General features: G+C 62.9%; 14 protein-coding genes and 1 pseudogene. 8 read left to right on the forward strand and 7 right to left on the reverse strand.

Annotated elements, in window-relative coordinates; translation table 11 throughout:
- The 3 genes and pseudogenes from AB4Z43_RS00005 to AB4Z43_RS00015 all read right to left on the reverse strand — a co-directional run.
- Positions 1 to 271 (reverse strand): annotated as a pseudogene (locus tag AB4Z43_RS00005) (glutamine--fructose-6-phosphate transaminase (isomerizing)); the annotation flags it as partial.
- A gap of 204 nt (positions 272 to 475) precedes the next feature.
- The gene (gene glmU, locus AB4Z43_RS00010) at positions 476 to 1852 is read right to left on the reverse strand and encodes a bifunctional UDP-N-acetylglucosamine diphosphorylase/glucosamine-1-phosphate N-acetyltransferase GlmU (protein ID WP_069092252.1); all 1377 of its coding nucleotides are present in this window, start codon (positions 1850 to 1852) and stop codon (positions 476 to 478) included.
- Between the two features lie 158 nt (positions 1853 to 2010).
- The gene (locus tag AB4Z43_RS00015) at positions 2011 to 2757 is read right to left on the reverse strand and encodes a cytochrome c biogenesis CcdA family protein (protein ID WP_441935292.1); all 747 of its coding nucleotides are present in this window, start codon (positions 2755 to 2757) and stop codon (positions 2011 to 2013) included.
- A 177-nt stretch (positions 2758 to 2934) separates the two neighbouring features.
- Here AB4Z43_RS00015 and AB4Z43_RS00020 point away from each other — a divergent pair, with 177 nt between their 5' ends.
- From AB4Z43_RS00020 to rpmG, 8 genes are all read left to right on the forward strand, one after another.
- Complete coding sequence (locus AB4Z43_RS00020) at positions 2935 to 3312, forward strand: COG4315 family predicted lipoprotein (RefSeq protein WP_441935293.1); 378 nt, start codon at positions 2935 to 2937, stop codon at positions 3310 to 3312.
- Positions 3313 to 3679: 367 nt separating this feature from the next.
- Positions 3680 to 6301: a type I DNA topoisomerase gene (topA, locus tag AB4Z43_RS00025; RefSeq protein WP_441935294.1), complete on the forward strand. Its 2622-nt coding sequence runs from the start codon at positions 3680 to 3682 to the stop codon at positions 6299 to 6301.
- 6 nt (positions 6302 to 6307) lie between these two features.
- On the forward strand, positions 6308 to 8614 hold the full coding sequence (gene rnr, locus AB4Z43_RS00030) for a ribonuclease R (RefSeq protein ID WP_069092253.1): 2307 nt from the start codon (positions 6308 to 6310) through the stop codon (positions 8612 to 8614).
- Positions 8614 to 9066, forward strand: a complete 453-nt coding sequence (locus AB4Z43_RS00035; RefSeq protein ID WP_069092254.1) for a DUF983 domain-containing protein — start codon at positions 8614 to 8616, stop codon at positions 9064 to 9066. The genes rnr and AB4Z43_RS00035 overlap by 1 nt, the downstream gene beginning before the upstream one ends.
- 73 nt (positions 9067 to 9139) lie before the next feature.
- On the forward strand, positions 9140 to 9880 hold the full coding sequence (locus AB4Z43_RS00040; protein WP_069092255.1) for an NUDIX hydrolase: 741 nt from the start codon (positions 9140 to 9142) through the stop codon (positions 9878 to 9880).
- 78 nt (positions 9881 to 9958) lie between these two features.
- Positions 9959 to 11137: an MFS transporter gene (locus AB4Z43_RS00045; RefSeq protein ID WP_010909702.1), complete on the forward strand. Its 1179-nt coding sequence runs from the start codon at positions 9959 to 9961 to the stop codon at positions 11135 to 11137.
- A gap of 111 nt (positions 11138 to 11248) precedes the next feature.
- Entirely contained in the window at positions 11249 to 11707 is a 459-nt protein-coding gene (locus AB4Z43_RS00050; protein WP_019858388.1) for a hypothetical protein, read from the forward strand.
- A gap of 153 nt (positions 11708 to 11860) precedes the next feature.
- Entirely contained in the window at positions 11861 to 12028 is a 168-nt protein-coding gene (gene rpmG / locus AB4Z43_RS00055) for a 50S ribosomal protein L33 (RefSeq protein ID WP_006201775.1), read from the forward strand.
- A 588-nt stretch (positions 12029 to 12616) separates the two neighbouring features.
- On the opposite strand, the gene AB4Z43_RS00060 is transcribed toward rpmG, so the two are convergent.
- The 4 genes from AB4Z43_RS00060 to AB4Z43_RS00075 all read right to left on the reverse strand — a co-directional run bounded on the left by AB4Z43_RS00060 (position 12617) and on the right by AB4Z43_RS00075 (position 16921).
- On the reverse strand, positions 12617 to 13684 hold the full coding sequence (locus AB4Z43_RS00060) for an ABC transporter ATP-binding protein (RefSeq protein WP_019858390.1): 1068 nt from the start codon (positions 13682 to 13684) through the stop codon (positions 12617 to 12619).
- 4 nt (positions 13685 to 13688) lie between these two features.
- Positions 13689 to 14537, reverse strand: coding sequence for a carbohydrate ABC transporter permease (locus tag AB4Z43_RS00065; protein ID WP_441935295.1), 849 nt, complete (start codon positions 14535 to 14537; stop codon positions 13689 to 13691).
- Positions 14537 to 15460: a carbohydrate ABC transporter permease gene (locus AB4Z43_RS00070; protein ID WP_019858392.1), complete on the reverse strand. Its 924-nt coding sequence runs from the start codon at positions 15458 to 15460 to the stop codon at positions 14537 to 14539. Before AB4Z43_RS00070 ends, AB4Z43_RS00065 begins: the two co-directional genes overlap by 1 nt.
- 183 nt (positions 15461 to 15643) lie before the next feature.
- Positions 15644 to 16921: an ABC transporter substrate-binding protein gene (locus AB4Z43_RS00075; protein ID WP_064984266.1), complete on the reverse strand. Its 1278-nt coding sequence runs from the start codon at positions 16919 to 16921 to the stop codon at positions 15644 to 15646.
- Positions 16922 to 16944 lie beyond the last annotated feature (23 nt).

The following is a 16944-nucleotide window of genomic DNA, read 5'->3' on the forward strand; positions in this document are numbered from 1 at the left end:
CGGAAAAATGCGGATGCGCATTGGTCTCGTTGGGCACGCCATGGGTGGCCCAGCGTGTGTGGCCGATGCCGATCGTGCCGTCGAGCGGCTCCTCCTTGAGCCGGCGTTCGAGGTTGATCAGCTTGCCTTCGGCGCGGCGGCGGGCGAGCTTGCCATGTTCGATGGTGGCCACACCGGCCGAGTCATAGCCGCGATATTCCAGCCGCTTCAGCGCATCGACGATGAGCGGCGCAACCTGCGAATGGCCGACGATTCCAACGATACCGCACATGCAGACAGCCCCCGATTCCCCGTGGAAAACCAGCGCTATTTAGGGATGGCCGGCCTACCGCGAAAGTCACATTGCATTTCGTCCGGTGTAACGGACGTTTCTCCACGCATGCACCATGCCAGACCGCTCTTGCAATCCGGTTACTGCAATTGGTCGGTTTTTCGATTGCTTCGGCGGAAGTAAAGCCGCCGGCTGACCGCCAGACTAGTGATCGGCGCCAGCCGCCTTCTTCTTCGCCGCCGCGGCCGAGGCAAAGCGCTCGCGCAATTCCTTGCCCTTTCCGGGGATCGTCTTCTGGCGGGCGCGGCCGAAGGCCAGCGCGTCGTCGGGCACGCTTTCGGTGATGACGCTGCCCGAGGCAATGTAGCCGCCCTTGCCGATCGAAACAGGCGCCACCAGCGAGGAGTTCGAGCCGACGAAGGCGCCCTCGCCGATATCGGTGAAGAATTTCGAATAGCCGTCATAATTGCAGGTAATGGTGCCGGCGCCGATATTGGCGCCCGCGCCGACGCGGGCATCGCCGATATAGGTCAGATGGTTGACCTTGGCGCCCTCCTCGATGACAGCCTGCTTGACCTCGCAGAAATTGCCGACCTTGGCTTTGTTCCGAAGATCGGCTCCCGGCCGCAACCGCGCGAACGGACCGACATCGCAGTTCGCGGCAATGGTTGCGCCTTCGATATGGCTGAAGGCATGGATCTTGGCGCCGCCGGCGATCTTCACGCCCGGGCCGAACCAGACATTCGGCTCGACGATGGTGTCGGCGCCGATCTCGGTGTCGTGCGAGAAATACACGGTCTCCGGCGCGATCAGCGTCACGCCCGACAGCATCGCCTCCTGACGGCGGCGCGCCTGCCAGATGCCTTCGGCCTGGGCCAGTTCGGCGCGGTTGTTGATGCCGAGCGCATTCTCGAAACTGGCCTCGGTGGCGACGACATCAAGGCCCTGCGCACCGGCGATCTCGACGATGTCGGTGAGATAATATTCGCCCTTGGCGTTCTTGTTGCCTACCGCGTCGAGCAGTTTCAGCGCATGGGCGCCGGCCACCGCCATCATGCCGGCATTGCAAAAACCGATCTTCTTTTCCGCCTCGGAACAGTCCTTTTCCTCGCGGATGGCAATCAGTTTGCCACCTTTTTCGACCAGCCGGCCGTAGCCGTTTGGAAGAGGCGGACGGAAGCCGATCACCGCGACGGCCGCGCCTTCGGCGAGTTTCAGCCGCGCCAAGTTCAGCGCTTCCGCATCGATCAGCGGCGTGTCGCCGAACATCACCAGGATGTCGTCATAACCCCTTGATATCGCTTCACGTGCGGCAAGAACAGCATGCGCCGTACCCAAGCGCTCTTCCTGCACGAAGGTTTCGGCCTTGGGCGAGAACTTCGCCACCGCCTTGCGCATCTCTTCCGCACCATGGCCGATGACGATCGCATCGCTACTGGCACCTGCGGCGTCGGCCGCCTTGACCACATGGGCGACCATCGGCAGGCCTGCGATCTGGTGCAGCACCTTCGGCAGCGCGCTCTTCATGCGCGTGCCTTCGCCGGCGGCGAGAATGACGGACAGGCAGGATCTCTGGCTCATAGGCGAACAACCATAGGAAAAGGGTTGGGAATCAACACAGGATAGCAGTGGCGCCATGCTGCACCAATGCGGTTAAATTCCGGTGAGATGACGGAGTCGCCGACTCTTAATCAGCTAGTCCACAGCTCGATCCTAACAGCAATAGCGGCATTGGCGATCTACCCCAGCCGGCCCAGCACCGGGAAATTCTCCAGCAGCCAGTAGGACACGGTCTGCACGCCGCCGGTGAGGAAAAACACGCCGGCGACCACCAGCAGCGCGCCGATCGCCTTTTCGACGCGGCCGAGATGGACGCGGAATTTGCCGAGGAAGCGCATGAAGGCGCCGGAAAATAGCGCCGCGATCAGGAAGGGGATGCCCAGCCCGAGCGAATATGCGGCGAGCAGCAGCGCGCCCTCGCCCACCGTTTCGCGTCCGCCGGCCAGCGTTAGGATCGGCCCCAGCACCGGACCGATACAGGGCGTCCAGCCGAAGGCGAAGGCCAGCCCCATGACATAGGCGGCGACGGCACTGGCCGGCTTGCCTTGCGACTGGAAGCGCGCCTCGCGCAACAGCAGCGGAATGCGCAATATGCCGAGGAAATTCAGGCCCATAAGGATGATCAGCACGCCAGCGCCCATCGCCAGCGGCTCCTGCCAGACGCGCAACAGCCGGCCGATGGTCGAGGCGCCGGCGCCGAGTGCCACGAACACCGTCGAGAAGCCGAGCACGAAGGCGATCGAGGAATAGAGCAGCGCGCCGCGTGTGCCTTCGCGGGCCGTGACACCGGCATTGCCGCGAAAATCGTCGACCGACACGCCTGCCATGTAGCAGAGATAGGGCGGCACCAGCGGCAGCACGCAAGGCGACAGGAACGAGATGGCTCCCGCCCCGACGGCGCTGACATAGCCGATGTCCAATGCCATTCCAAAACTCCAAACGCTCCCCGGCGGATATAGCGACGGCCGGGCATGTCTGCCAATCACCATTGTGTGGAAATTCAGCGGCATACGGACATGGGGACGAAAGCGCCGGCATGCGACGTTGATATCAAAGAGGCCGCGATTTCCCGCGCGTCTCCAATATCAGCCAGGGAGATTTCCATGAAAACCATAACCATAGGGCTGGCCGCGCTGCTTCTCAGCACCGCCGCATCCTTTGCCGCCGACGCCTGGAAGGAGGCCGATGTAGGCGGCACCAAGATCTTCACCGATGCCAAGGGTATGACGCTCTATACCTATGACAAGGATGAGAAAGGCAAGTCGAACTGCTACGACAAATGTGCCGCCAACTGGCCACCGCTGAAGGCGGAGGCCGACGCGAAGACTTCGGAAGGATGGACAATCGTCGACCGTACCGACGGCACCAAGATGTGGGCCTATGACGGGAAGCCGCTTTACACATTCATCAAGGACAAGAAAGCCGGAGATGTGAGCGGCGATGGCGTCGCTGGCGTCTGGCATACCGCCAAAGCCGATTGATCCTCGATACCATTGCCCGCCTGCCGGCGGGACAAGGCTGGTCGCCGGGCATTCCTCCATGCAGCCGGCGGCCAGCGTCAGGCCGCCTTCCCCTCGTCGTCCCGGCATCGTACGCAAGCCACCTTCTCCGCGACTCGGCGAAAAATGAATCGGGCCGTTTGCACCGAGCGGGGGACGTCATCCCTCCAAGCCAAAATCTGTGATTTTCTCCATACACTCTAAGAGTGTATTGCTGCGGACAGCTCCGCAATTTGGGCGCTTCCCCTTGACCGGATGCAAAAGCGCGGCCATGTGAGCGGCAAATAGAACGAGATTTCGTCGCGCGCAGCGGAATTCTTCTGCCGCATCACAGCTGATATGAGACCTCATGGACGTCGTCGTCGTCGAATCGCCGGCCAAGGCGAAGACAATCAACAAATACCTCGGCAAGAACTATAAGGTTCTGGCCTCGTTCGGCCATGTCCGCGATTTGCCGGCCAAGGACGGCTCGGTGCGCCCGGATGAAGACTTCGCCATGTCCTGGGCGGTCGACACCGCCTCGGGCAAGCGGCTCGCCGACATCGCCAAGGCGGTCAAGGATGCCGACGGCCTGATCCTCGCCACCGACCCGGATCGCGAAGGCGAGGCCATTTCCTGGCATGTGCTGGAAGTGTTGAAGCAGAAGCGTGCGCTGAAGGACAAGCCGGTCAGCCGCGTCGTCTTCAACGCCATCACCAAATCGTCGGTGCTGGAGGCCATGGCCAATCCGCGCCAGATCGACGCGCCGCTGGTCGATGCCTATCTTGCCCGCCGGGCGCTGGACTATCTCGTCGGCTTCACCCTGTCGCCGGTGCTGTGGCGCAAACTGCCCGGCGCCCGCTCGGCCGGCCGCGTCCAGTCCGTGGCCTTGCGCCTAGTCTGCGACCGTGAATCCGAGATCGAACGCTTCATCCGCGAGGAATATTGGCAGATCGCCGCCATCCTCGGCACGCCGCGAAACGAGACTTTCGAAGCGCGGCTGACCGCCTTCGAGCGCAAGAAGCTGCAAAAGCTCGACATTGCCAACAAAGCGCAGGCCGACGACATCAAGGCGATGCTCGAGGGCGCGACCTTCAAGGCGTTGTCGGTGGAAGCCAAGCCGACCAAGCGCAACCCTGGCCCGCCCTTCACCACATCGACGCTGCAGCAGGCCGCTTCATCGGGCCTCGGTTTCTCCGCCACCCGCACCATGCAGGTGGCGCAACGGCTCTATGAAGGCATGGAGATCGGCGGCGAAACGACCGGCCTGATCACCTATATGCGAACCGACGGCGTCCAGATGGCGCCCGAGGCGATCGACGCTGCCCGCGACGCCATTGCCAAGGAATTCGGCCCGAAATATCTGCCGGAAAAGCCGCGTTTCTACACGACCAAGGCCAAGAATGCCCAGGAAGCGCACGAGGCAATCCGTCCGACGGATTTCATGCGCACCCCGGCATCGGTTCGGCAATATCTCGATTCCGACCAGATGCGGCTCTATGAGCTGATCTGGAAGCGCGCCATCGCCAGCCAGATGCAGCCGGCCGAGATCGAGCGCACGACAGTCGAGATCGAGGCGGTCAACGGTGCACGCACCGCCGAGCTTCGCGCTGTCGGTTCGGTCGTTCGCTTCGACGGCTTCATCGCCGCCTACACCGATCAGAAGGACGACGACGCGGAGGACGAGGAAAACCGCCGTCTGCCGGAAATCCGCGCCGGCGAGCAGCTTGCCCGCCAGGCGATCAACGCCACCCAGCACACGACCGAGCCGCCGCCGCGCTATTCCGAGGCCACGCTGATCAAGAAGCTGGAAGAACTCGGCATCGGCCGGCCTTCGACCTATACGGCAATCCTGAAGACGCTCGAGGACCGCGACTATGTCACGATCGACAAGCGCCGGCTGGTGCCGCAGGCCAAGGGCCGCCTGTTGTCCGCTTTCCTCGAAAGCTTCTTCGAGCGCTACGTTGAATATGACTTCACCGCATCGCTGGAGGAAAAGCTCGACGAGATTTCCGACGGCAAGCTCGCCTGGAAGGACGTGCTGCGCGATTTCTGGAAGGATTTTTCCGGCGCCGTCGCCGACATCAAGGAACTGCGCGTCACCGACGTGCTCGATGCACTGAACGAGGAACTGGCGCCGCTGGTGTTCCCCGCGCGCGAAGACGGCTCGAACCCGCGCATCTGCCCGAAATGCGGCACCGGCAACCTCTCGCTGAAGCTCGGCAAGTTCGGCGCCTTCGTCGGCTGCTCGAACTATCCCGAATGCTCCTTCACCCGCCAGCTCGGCGACGCCGCCAATCCGAATGGCGAGAATGGCGGCGGGGATGACGGCACCAAGGTGCTCGGCAAGGATCCCTACACGGCCGAGGAAATCACCCTGCGCTCGGGTCGCTTCGGCCCCTACCTCCAGCGCGGCGACGGTAAGGACGCCAAGCGCTCGAGCCTGCCCAAGGGTTGGACGCCCGAGACCATCGACCATGAGAAAGCATTGGCGTTGCTGGCGCTGCCGCGCGATATCGGCAAGCATCCTGAAACGTCCAAGATGATCTCGGCCGGGCTCGGCCGCTACGGCCCGTTCGTGCTGCATGATGGCACCTATGCCAATCTCGACAGCATCGAGGATGTGTTCTCGATCGGCCTCAACCGCGCCGTCACGGTGATTGCCGAGAAGCAGTCGAAGGGCAAGGGCGGCCGTAATGGCGGCACGCCGGCGGCCCTGAAGGAGCTTGGCGACCATCCGGACGGTGGCGGCAAGATCGTCGTGCGCGACGGCAAATACGGGCCTTACGTCAATTTCGGCAAGGTCAACGCCACGCTGCCCAAGGGCAAGGATCCGCAATCGGTGACCATCGAGGATGCGTTGGCGCTGATTGCCGAGAAGGAAGCAAAGGGCGGCGGCGGCAAGAAGCCGTTCCGCAAGGCGGCAGCCGCCAAGGCGCCCACAGCCAAGAAAACAGCCGCCAAGAAGCCGGCGGCGAAGAAAAAAGGGTAGGACGGCGTGGCGCGCAGGATCACCGGACGGAGCCACGGCGATCCGCGCACCGCCGATACGAGGGCCAAGGTCAAGGACGACTACCGGCCTTCGCGCGACGAAATCCTGCGCTATATCGCCGAAAATCCCGATCGTGCCGGAAAACGCGACATCGCCAAGGCTTTCGCGCTGCGTGGCGACGACCGCATCTGGCTGAAAGATATTTTGCGCGACTTGCAGGATGAAGGCGTGCTCACCAAGGAGCGCAAGCGGCTGGCCCGCGTCGGCGCCCTGCCCCATGTCGCCGTGCTCGACATCTTTGGCCGTGACGGCGACGGCATTTTGCTGGCCCACCCGGCGGAGTCCGTAACCACCGGCGAGCCACCTGTCGTCTCGATCCGCGTTTCGCGCAGTGGCAACGGTCCGGCGCCAGGCATTGGCGACCGGGTGCTGGCCAAGACCTTCCCGACCGATGATCCGTCCGGCCCCGCCTACACCGGCCGGGTCATGAAGATCTTCGAGAAGCGCACCGATGCCGTCCTCGGCGTCTTCCGCGTGCTTAAGGACGGCACCTTCCGCATCGAACCGGTGGAACGGCGCCAGCCCGAACTGATCGTCGACAAGGAATTCCAGAACGGCGCTGAGAATGGCGACCTGGTCGAGGTCGAGCCGGCGCGGGCTTCCCGCTACGGGCTGCCGAGAGCCAAGGTGCTCAATGTGCTCGGCTCGCTGACCAGCGAAAAAGCGGTCTCAATGATCGCCATCCACGCCCACGACATCCCGCACATCTTCCCGGCCGATGTCATCGCCGAATCCGAAGCCGTCAAGCCGGCGACGCTGGATCACCGTGAGGACTGGCGCGACCTGCCACTGATCACCATCGATCCGGCCGACGCGAAGGACCATGACGACGCGGTCTTCGCGACGCCCGATCCCGACGAAAAAAACCCGGGCGGCGTGATCGCCACCGTGGCGATCGCCGACGTCGCAGCCTATGTCCGCTATGGCACGGCGCTGGACCGCGAGGCCTTGAAGCGCGGCAATTCGGTCTATTTCCCGGATCGCGTCGTGCCGATGCTGCCCGAGCGCATCTCGAACGACCTCTGTTCGCTGCGCGAGGGCCAGGATCGCCCGGCGCTGGCCGTGCGCATGACCTTCTCCGCCGACGGCCACAAGATCCGGCACTCCTTCCACCGCGTGATGATGAAATCGGCGGCGAAGCTCGCCTATCCGCAGGCGCAGGCGGCTATCGACGGCGTGCCCGACGACAAGACCGGTCCGATCCTCGACACGGTGCTGAAGCCGCTCTGGGATGCCTATGCGATCCTCAAGCGCGGTCGCGCCGGCCGTCAGCCGCTCGAACTCGACCTGCCGGAGCGTAAGATCATGCTCAAGCCGGATGGCACGGTCGACCGTGTCATCGTGCCGGAACGCCTCGATGCCCATAAGCTCATCGAAGAATTCATGATCCAGGCCAATGTCGCCGCCGCAGAGACGCTGGAGGCGAAGAAGCAGGCGCTGGTCTACCGCGTGCACGACGCGCCGTCGCTCGCCAAGCAGGAATCGCTGCGCGAATTCCTGCAGACGCTCGGCCTGTCGCTGGCGCGCGGCGCGCAGATGCGGCCCAGCCAGTTCAACGGCATTCTCGAGCGCGTGCGCGGCGCCGACAATGAGGCACTGGTCAACGAAGTGGTGCTGCGCTCACAGAGCCAGGCCGAATATTCGCCCGGGAATATCGGCCATTTCGGCCTCAACCTGAGGCGCTACGCCCATTTTACCTCGCCGATCCGCCGCTATGCCGATCTGATCGTGCATCGCGGGCTTATTGCCGCACTCGGCCTCGGTCCGGGAGGACTGACACAGGACGAAGCAGCTCGTCTCGAAGACGTTGCGATCCTGATCTCCGGCACGGAACGGCGTGCCATGGCGGCCGAGCGCGACACGGTCGACCGGCTGATTGCAGCCTATCTCGCCGAACGCATCGACGACCGGTTCGACGCCCGCATCTCCGGCGTCACCAAATCAGGACTATTTGTCCAATTGCCGCAATATGGCGCCGATGGCTTCATCCCCGTGTCAACTCTGGGCGGCGATTACTATATATACGACGAAACCGCTCGCTCGCTCTTCGGAGAACGCACGGGCAAAGGCTACCAACTCGCGGACCATGTCGAGGTCCGGCTCGTCGAGGTGGCACCGATGGCCGGCGCCATGCGCTTCGAGATGCTGACCGACCCGAAGCCCCTGCCAGGCTCCACCAGGTCGTTCCACAAGGCCAAGGGCCGCGCCCGTGCGTCGCAATCGCGACCAGGTTCGCGCGGCAGGAGACGATAATGCCAAAGGAATTAGGGATACAAGAACAGGTTTTCGGCGGTGAACATCACACGGGCCGGGTTGCCCGCCCCTTGTGGACGGCGATGAAGCGCGGCCTTTTGGGCCGCTGCCCGAACTGCGGCGAAGGCAAGTTGTTTCGCGGCTTCACCAAGACTGTCGAGACCTGCAGCGGCTGTGGCGAGGAAATCCACCACCATCGCGCCGACGACCTACCGGCCTACCTGGTCATCGTCATCGTCGGCCACATCGTTCTCGGCGCCTTCATGGGCGTCGAAGCGACATCGACGCTGTCCACCTGGCAGCACATCCTCATCTGGGTGCCCTTGACCATCATCTTGTCGGTTGCCCTGCTGCAGCCTGTCAAAGGCGCCGTCATCGGACTGCAATGGGCGTTCTATATGCACGGATTCGGTGGCGAAAAGGATGGGGCGAGCTCCCACCACGGCGCCTGATGCGCCGCTGGCGCAACACGCCAATCGCTAAGGCCACTTTCGCATGCAAGAAGTTTCCGCTAGGTCCCTGCGCATGGAAGCAATGACCAAGGCGGATGTCGACAAGCTCGACAAGGGTCTTGCCGCACATGGCGGCCGGCCCCTGCGTCCGCGCGATGCCGCGACCCTGATTCTGCTCGACCGCAAGGGCGATGAGGTGCTGGTGCTGATGGGGCGCCGTCACGCCGGCCACGCCTTCATGCCCGGAAAATTCGTGTTTCCCGGCGGCCGCACCGATCCGGCCGACAGCCGCATCGCGACGGCCACCGCATTGCATCGCGACGAGGAAGCGAAGCTGCTCGCGGGCCCCGGCCGCACCAGTGCCGCCCGAGCCCGCGCTGTCGCCTTGTCGGCAATTCGCGAGACCTATGAGGAAGCCGGTTTGCTCATCGGCGAGAGGGCCGCCTTTGCCTCCGACAAGCGCGACTGGCAAGGTTTTGTCGAGCACGGCGTCAGGCCTTCGCTCGAAACGCTGCGCTTCATCGCGCGCGCTATCACTCCGCCAAACCGGGTGCGCCGCTTCGACACGCGTTTCTTCAGCGCCTGGCGCAGCGACGTCGCCATTGAACTGCCAGGGGGCGGCCCGACCAATGAACTCGAGGAACTGGTCTGGCTGCCGCTTGCCAAGGCTAGGGAAGCCGACATACCCGACATCACCCGAATGATCCTGGACGAGCTGGAAAAGCGCCTCGCCCATGATCCGCTGCTGCGTCCGGGCGGCCCCGTGCCGTTCTACCGGCTTGTCCGCAACCGCTTCACCCGCGAACTTCTGTAGGGCAATTCCAGGAAGAGTGTGACGCGGTTTTCCGTCCGGAATTGCGTAAGATCAACGAGACAGAGTATTCAGCATCCCATGACGGTCGATACCCAACCACAGGGCGACGAACGCGTACACTGGCTGCCAATGGTGGCGGCGATCTCGTCGATCAGCGTCGTCGGCATCGCCATTGGCCTCGGCATGCCACTGCTCAGCGTCATCCTGGAAACGCGCGGCCACTCGGCTTCGATGATCGGCCTCAACACCGCCGTCGCCGGCCTGGCCTCGATCGCCGGCGCGCCGCTGGCGACGCCGCTCGCCATGCGCTTTGGCGTCGCCTGGACGATGATCGCCATGATCGCCACCGGCGCGCTGGCCTTCGTCGGCTTCCATTTCGCGCCCAATTTCTGGATGTGGTTCCCGCTGCGCATCGTGCTGCATATCGCGTTGACGGTGCTGTTCATCCTGTCGGAATTCTGGATCAGCACATCGGCACCGCCGCACCGGCGCGGCCTTGTTCTTGGCATCTACGCCACCGTCCTGTCGCTCGGTTTTGCCGCCGGGCCGTGGCTGTTCGCGCATCTCGGCAGCTCCGGCTTCAGGCCGTTCGGCGTCATCATCGCTCTGGTGACACTGGCCGCGATACCGGTGCTGGCCGCGCGCAACGAAAGCCCCTCCATCGTCGCCGATGGCGAAACCAGCAATTTCCTGCGCTACATCTGGCTGGTGCCGACCGCGACTTTTGCCGTACTGGTGTTCGGCGCGGTCGAAACCGGCGGCTTCGCGCTGTTCCCGGTCTATGGCAACCGCATCGGCTATTCCGAAGCCGACGCCGCATTGCTGCTGACCATGATCGGGTTGGGCAATGTGCTCCTGCAGATCCCGATCGGCATGATCAGCGACCGCGTTTCGGACCGGCGCTATCTGCTGCTCGCCTGCGCCACGGTTGGCCTTGCCGGCACGCTGTTCATGCCCTTCTTTGCGGCGAACTGGCACTTGATGGCAGCGCTTTTGTTCGTCTGGGGCGGTGTCGTCGCGGCCATGTACACGATCGGCCTCGCCCATCTCGGTTCGCAGCTCTCCGGCCACGAACTGGCGTCGGCCAACGCGGCCTTCGTGCTGTGCTACGGTGTCGGCATGGTGCTTGGCCCACAGGCGATCGGCATCGGCATGGACAGTTTCGGGCCTTCCGGCTTCGGCTGGTCGCTTGGCCTCTTCTTCGGCGCCTACATCGCCCTGGTCTGCTTCAGGCTGGTACGCAAGATCCTTTTGTAGCGTCGGGGATAGCGATTCTGTTCCCGCACGCGGCAGGCTGCTGACAGAACCATGTCAGCAGCCGCGCGGTAAAAGAGTGTCCCTAAAACATCGGTAGTTGAGGACACTCCCATGATCGACAGCGGCTTTGAAACCACATCCCTGCGAATGACGCTTCTGCTGCTTGTGACCTTCCAGGCACCGGCGGCGGATATCGACCGCATCATGGACGCGGTGGTTGCGATCGCCCCGCTGGCGATGGGCAAATATGACCGCAACGCCTATCAGTCGGCGCATGGCATCGAGCGTTACAGGCCGCTCGAAGGGGCCGCGGCCGGCGCCGAGACCGAATTGCGCCGCCGCCCGGGCACGGTCGAGGTGTCATTCGAATTGCCCGACGACCAGGCATTGGCCAGCCGTGTCGTCGAGGCGATTTTCCAGGCCCATTCCTACCAGGAGCCGGTGATCCGCATCCAGCCGATCCTCGCCAGCCGTTCCAAGGGGCTGGACGACCGTGCCAATCCGAATCGCTGGTGGAACACCACCGGGGACTGGAAAAAGATTGCGGCGCCGGAGACAGAAACCGCGTGATTTGAGGTCATGGGACAGTTCCGGTGGGGCGGAAAAGCTCCGCCGGGCTTGACTTTCCAGCCACGTTCTTTATGTGTCGCGCCAAGTTTCCCGCGTCCGGGTGTTTTCCCGTGCTCCAGCGGCCAAAACCCCACGAACAAACGGACTGATACCATGGCCAAAGCCGCAAACATCAAGATCAAGCTTCTGTCGACCGCCGACACCGGTTTCTTCTACGTGACCAGCAAGAACAGCCGTACCAAGACCGACAAGCTGTCGTTCCGCAAGTACGACCCGGTCGCCAAGAAGCACGTCGAATTCAAGGAAACCAAGATCAAGTAATCTGGGTTTTCCCTTTGCGAACAAAAAACGCCGCCCATCGGGCGGCGTTTTCGTATCTAAGTCAGTGTTTTTGTTAAGATAAGTGACGGCCAGCATAACGCGTCGGGTAGCCAATATGGCTGAACCACGAGACGCTATTCCTTAAATTGCCGATTCATCTATTAGTAATCCCTAAACTAAGTGGGAGGACGATGCGGCGTTGGGTTGGCTAGTGGGTGTTGCGATGCAAAGCGATTTTGCAGCGGCGCGCGAGCTGTTGGAATGCGCACAAAACCGCCTGTGCGGCGAGGACGAAACAAGTCAGAGGATCCGCGCCAGGCTAGATGTGATGATCGAAGAAATAGCGGCTGCGGAATTTCAGAAGTCGCCTCTGACGATCGTGCCTTTCCCGAGAAGTCGGCCGCCGAAGTAGCGCAACAAATAGCCCGCACGATACGCGGGTTTGGCGGCACGAAAAACCCCGCTTCTCCTTTCGAAGCGACGGAGCCTCGTAAATCTGGTGAAGCAGCGTACCTGCCCCCGGCAATTGCAGCGCACCGACTGCCGAAGCTGCGGGCTGGGTTCCCTCAACCCCGCCCAAAAGCTCCTTCAGCCGATGCGGTCGCCGCTTTTCGGATCGAAGAGATGCAGCGCCGCCGGATCGGCCGCCAGCCGCACGGTGTCGCCGGGCTTCACGCCGGCCCTCCCCATGGCAAAGACGCAGAGCTGCTGGTTGGCCAGTTTGACGTAGAACTGCGTCGAAAGCCCGAGCGGCTCCACCACCACCACCTCGCCCCGCAGCGCGCCGTCATCGGCCAGCCTTATATGTTCGGGCCGCAGGCCGATGGTGATCGCGTCGCCGTCCTTGAGCGGCAGGCCATCCGGCAGCCGCAGCTTCTGGCCATCGGAAAGCACCGCGTCCACCTTTCCGGCCTTCTCCACGGTTGCCGGCAGGAAATTCATGCCCGGGGAACCGATGAAACCGGCAACGAACATGTTGGCCGGCCGATCATAGAGATCGAGCGGCGCGCCGACCTGCTGGATCAGCCCATCATGCATGACGACGATCCGGTCGGCCATGGTCATCGCTTCGATCTGGTCGTGGGTGACGTAGACCGAGGTGGTCTTCAACTGCTGGTGCAGCGCCTTGATTTCGGCACGCATATGCACGCGCAGCTTGGCGTCCAGGTTGGACAGCGGCTCGTCGAAGAGAAAAACCTTGGGATCGCGCACGATGGCGCGGCCCATGGCAACGCGCTGGCGCTGGCCGCCGGACAATTGCCGCGGCAAGCGTTGCAGGAACGTGTCGAGCCCGAGCCGCTTGGCTGCGCCATCCACCCGTGCATCGATCGTGGACTTCTGCGCCTTCTTCAGAAGCAGGCTGAAGCCCATGTTCTTCGACACATCCATATGCGGGTAGAGCGCGTAGGACTGGAACACCATGGCGATATCGCGGTCCTTGGGTGCCACATCATTGACCAGCCGCTCGCCGATACGGATCTCGCCGCCTGAAGCCTCCTCCAGCCCGGCGATCATGCGCAAAAGCGTGGACTTGCCGCAGCCGGACGGCCCGACCAGGACGACGAACTCGCCGTCGGCGATTTCAAGATCGACCGCGTGCAGGACACGGACGGCGCCATAATCCTTGCGGACTTTTTCGAGCGTAACAGAGGCCATCGATCTATCCTTTGACGGCGCCGGCGGTCAGGCCGGTGACGAGATAGCGTTGCAGGAAGGCGAAGAAGATACAGACCGGGATCAGCGCCAGGATGGACGCCGCCATCATCTGCCCCCAGTCGACGGCGAACTTGCCGATGAAGGTGAGCAGGCCGACGGCGAAGGTCTTCTGGTCGTCGCTGGAGATCAGCATCAGTGCGAACAAAAGCTCGCTCCAGGCGGCGGTGAAGACGAAGCCGAGCGTCGCGCCCATGCCGGGCAGCGTCAGCGGCACGATCACCTTGCGCATCGCCTGCGCACGCGTGCAGCCGTCGATCATGGCGGCCTCTTCCAGATCCTTCGGGATGCCGTCGAAGAAGGACTGCATCAGGAAGGTGGCGAAGGCGGTGTTGAAGGCGGTGTAGATGATGATCAGCCCCGTCAGGCTGTTGATCAGGCCGATCTGCCCCATCACGCGGTAGATCGGCGGAATGACCATCACCAGGGGGAAGGTCTGGGTCAAAAGCAGCATCAACGCCAGCGCCGCCTTGCCGCGAAAGGTGAAGCGCGACATGGCGTAGCCGGCGAGCGTGGCGATGATTGTCACCAAGGCCGCCGTCGACACCGAGACGATGACGCTGTTGAGGAAATAGCGCGGGAAATCGGTGGCCTCGAGCACGGTGACGAAGTTCTGCAGCGTCATGTGCGACGGCCAGAAGGTGATGCCTTCGGAATAGAGTAGCCGTTCCGGCGTGACCGATATCTTCAGCGTCCAGTAGATCGGGAACAGGGCGAAGACCACATAGGCTGCGATTGCCGCGTAAAGACCGACGCCGCCGAATATCCGTTGTGAAGCTGAGCGTCCCGCGATCATCAGACGTGCCTCACCAGGGAGCGGCGGATGCCGATCAGCGCGATCGCATAGGCAATCAGCAGGACGAGCAGCAGCACGGCCACCGCCGAGGCATAGCCCTTGTCCAGCGATTTGAAGGCGCTGACATAGATGTAGACCGGTACCGTGTTGGTCGAGCCGGCCGGTCCGCCTTCGGTCATGACGAAGATGAGGTCGGCGAAGGTGGCGATCCAGATGGTGCGCAGCATCACAGTGATGGCAATCGTCGGCGCCAGGAACGGCAGCGTCACCTTGGTGAAGCGCTGCCAGGGCGAAGCGCCGTCGATCGCCGCCGCCTCGTGCAGTTCCGACGGGATGGACTTCAGCGCCGCCAGCAGCGTGATGGCGAAGAACGGGATGCCGAACCAGACATTGGCGACGATCGGCCCCCACATCGCCGTGGCAGGATCGGAGAGCACATTGGTCGGTTCCGCCTTCAGCCCCAGCGCGAACAACCAGTGCGGCAGTGGCCCGATGATCGGATTGAACAGCCAGGCCCAGGTCAGGCCCGATAGGAAGGATGGCACCGCCCAGGGCAGGAACACCAGCGCCTGCACCGCCTTGCGGCCGCGGAACGGCTTGTCGAGCAGCAGCGCCAGGCCAAGGCCGAGGAAGAACTGGAAGAACAGGCTGGCAGCCGTCCACCACAGTGTGTTGACCAGCGCCTGGCCCAGCACCTGGTCCGACAGCATCGCCTGATACTGGCCAAGCCCGACATATTCCGACTTGAAGGCCGAGAATTTGCGGAAGGAATAGCTGATGCCGATGACCAGCGGCACCAAAAGCACCACGACCAGCAGGATGATCGCCGGACTGAGATAGAGCCAGGGCTCGATGGCGGCGTGCGACAGCCGCTTTCGTCGCGGCTTGCCGGCGGATCGGATTTCGGACACGGCGTAGGTCATCGATTTGGCTCTACGGTGGAGGATGGGTGCCAGGAGGCAAAACAGCGTCCTTCTTCCCGTTCGGCGGGGAGAAGATGCAGGCAGGCAGATGAGGGCGGCGCGAACCTGTCGACGTATGGCGCCGCCCCTCATCCGTCACTTCGTGACACCTTCTCCCCGTAAAACGGGGAGAAGGAGGAGGCATCATTTCTTGTTCTTCGCCAGCCAGTCCTGCTGTTCCTTGGTCAGGAAGGCGGCCCACTGGTCGGCGACGTCCTTGGCGGTCTTTTGGCCAAGCAGCACTTCCTGGAAATTCTTGATCGCCACCTGGTCGACGAAATTGCCGAGGTTTTCCAGATGCGTCGGCGGCGTCACCATTTCATATTTGGAGGTGTCGCTGAGCTCGGTGAACCAGCCCTTGAACTGTTCGGTCTTGAAATGCGGATCCTGGTCGGCGCCGTTGTGGATCGGCACCACGCCGACTTCCTTGGCCCATTCGAGATTGTCCTTGGGCGACAGAAGCGTCGACATCAGCTTCCAGGCATCGTCCTTGTGCTGCGAATTGGCGAACATCGCCCAGCCGGCATAGCCGAGCGTCGGATAGGACTTGCCGCTCGGACCGACCGGCAGTGGTGCCACGGCGAAGTCGTCGGCGCTCATCTTGTCGGCGATGCCGAGCAGCGCGTCCGGATCCTGGTTGAGCATGGCGCACGTGCCGGAATAGAAACCGGTGACGGTTTCGTTGAAGCCCCAGCTCACCGCATCCTTCGGCGCCAGGCCTTCCTTGTACATGTCGGCAAGCATCTGTAGGCCCTTGACCGAGCCCTCCTCATTGATGGTCGAGGTGCCGTCCTCGTTGAAGTATCCGCCCTTGCCCTGGGCGATATTCATGAACATGTGCATGCCGTTGAAGGCGCCGGGTCCGCCGCGCAGGCAGTAGCCGTATTTGCCCGGAATGGCGGAGATCTTCTTGGAGTCGGCGACGAACTCGTCGAGCGTCGCCGGCGGGCCGTCGAGGCCGGCTTGCTTGAACAGCTTCTTGTTCCAGAACAGCGCATTCACATAGTAGCCGTAGGGGATCATGAACTGGGTGTTGTTGACGGTCGAGCCGAACTGCTTGGCGCGCTCGCCCAGCGTCTTGGCGTCGTCCCATTTGGCCATGTAGGGACCGAGATCCTCGAGCTGGGCATTGTTGGCATAGAGGCCCATCCAGCGTTCCGGCATCTCGACCACATCGGGCGTGTCGCCGGCCTGCACCATGGTCAGGAACTTTTCGAAGGCCTGGCCCCAGGGCAGCGAGATCAGCTCGACCTTGACGCCGGGATTTGCGGCCTCGAACTCGGCGATCTGCTTTTTCAGGAATTCGGTGCGCGGCGGGCTGGTGATGACTTCGACCATCTTCAGGGTCGAATCGGCCAGCGCGCTCCCGGCGGAAATCGCCAGCCCCGCAACGGTGGCAAGCATGACGGTCAGTTTTCTCATGTTCAAGACTCCCATTTTGAACC

Source organism: Mesorhizobium sp. 2RAF45 (assembly GCF_052115225.1).
Lineage (GTDB): Bacteria > Pseudomonadota > Alphaproteobacteria > Rhizobiales > Rhizobiaceae > Mesorhizobium > Mesorhizobium jarvisii.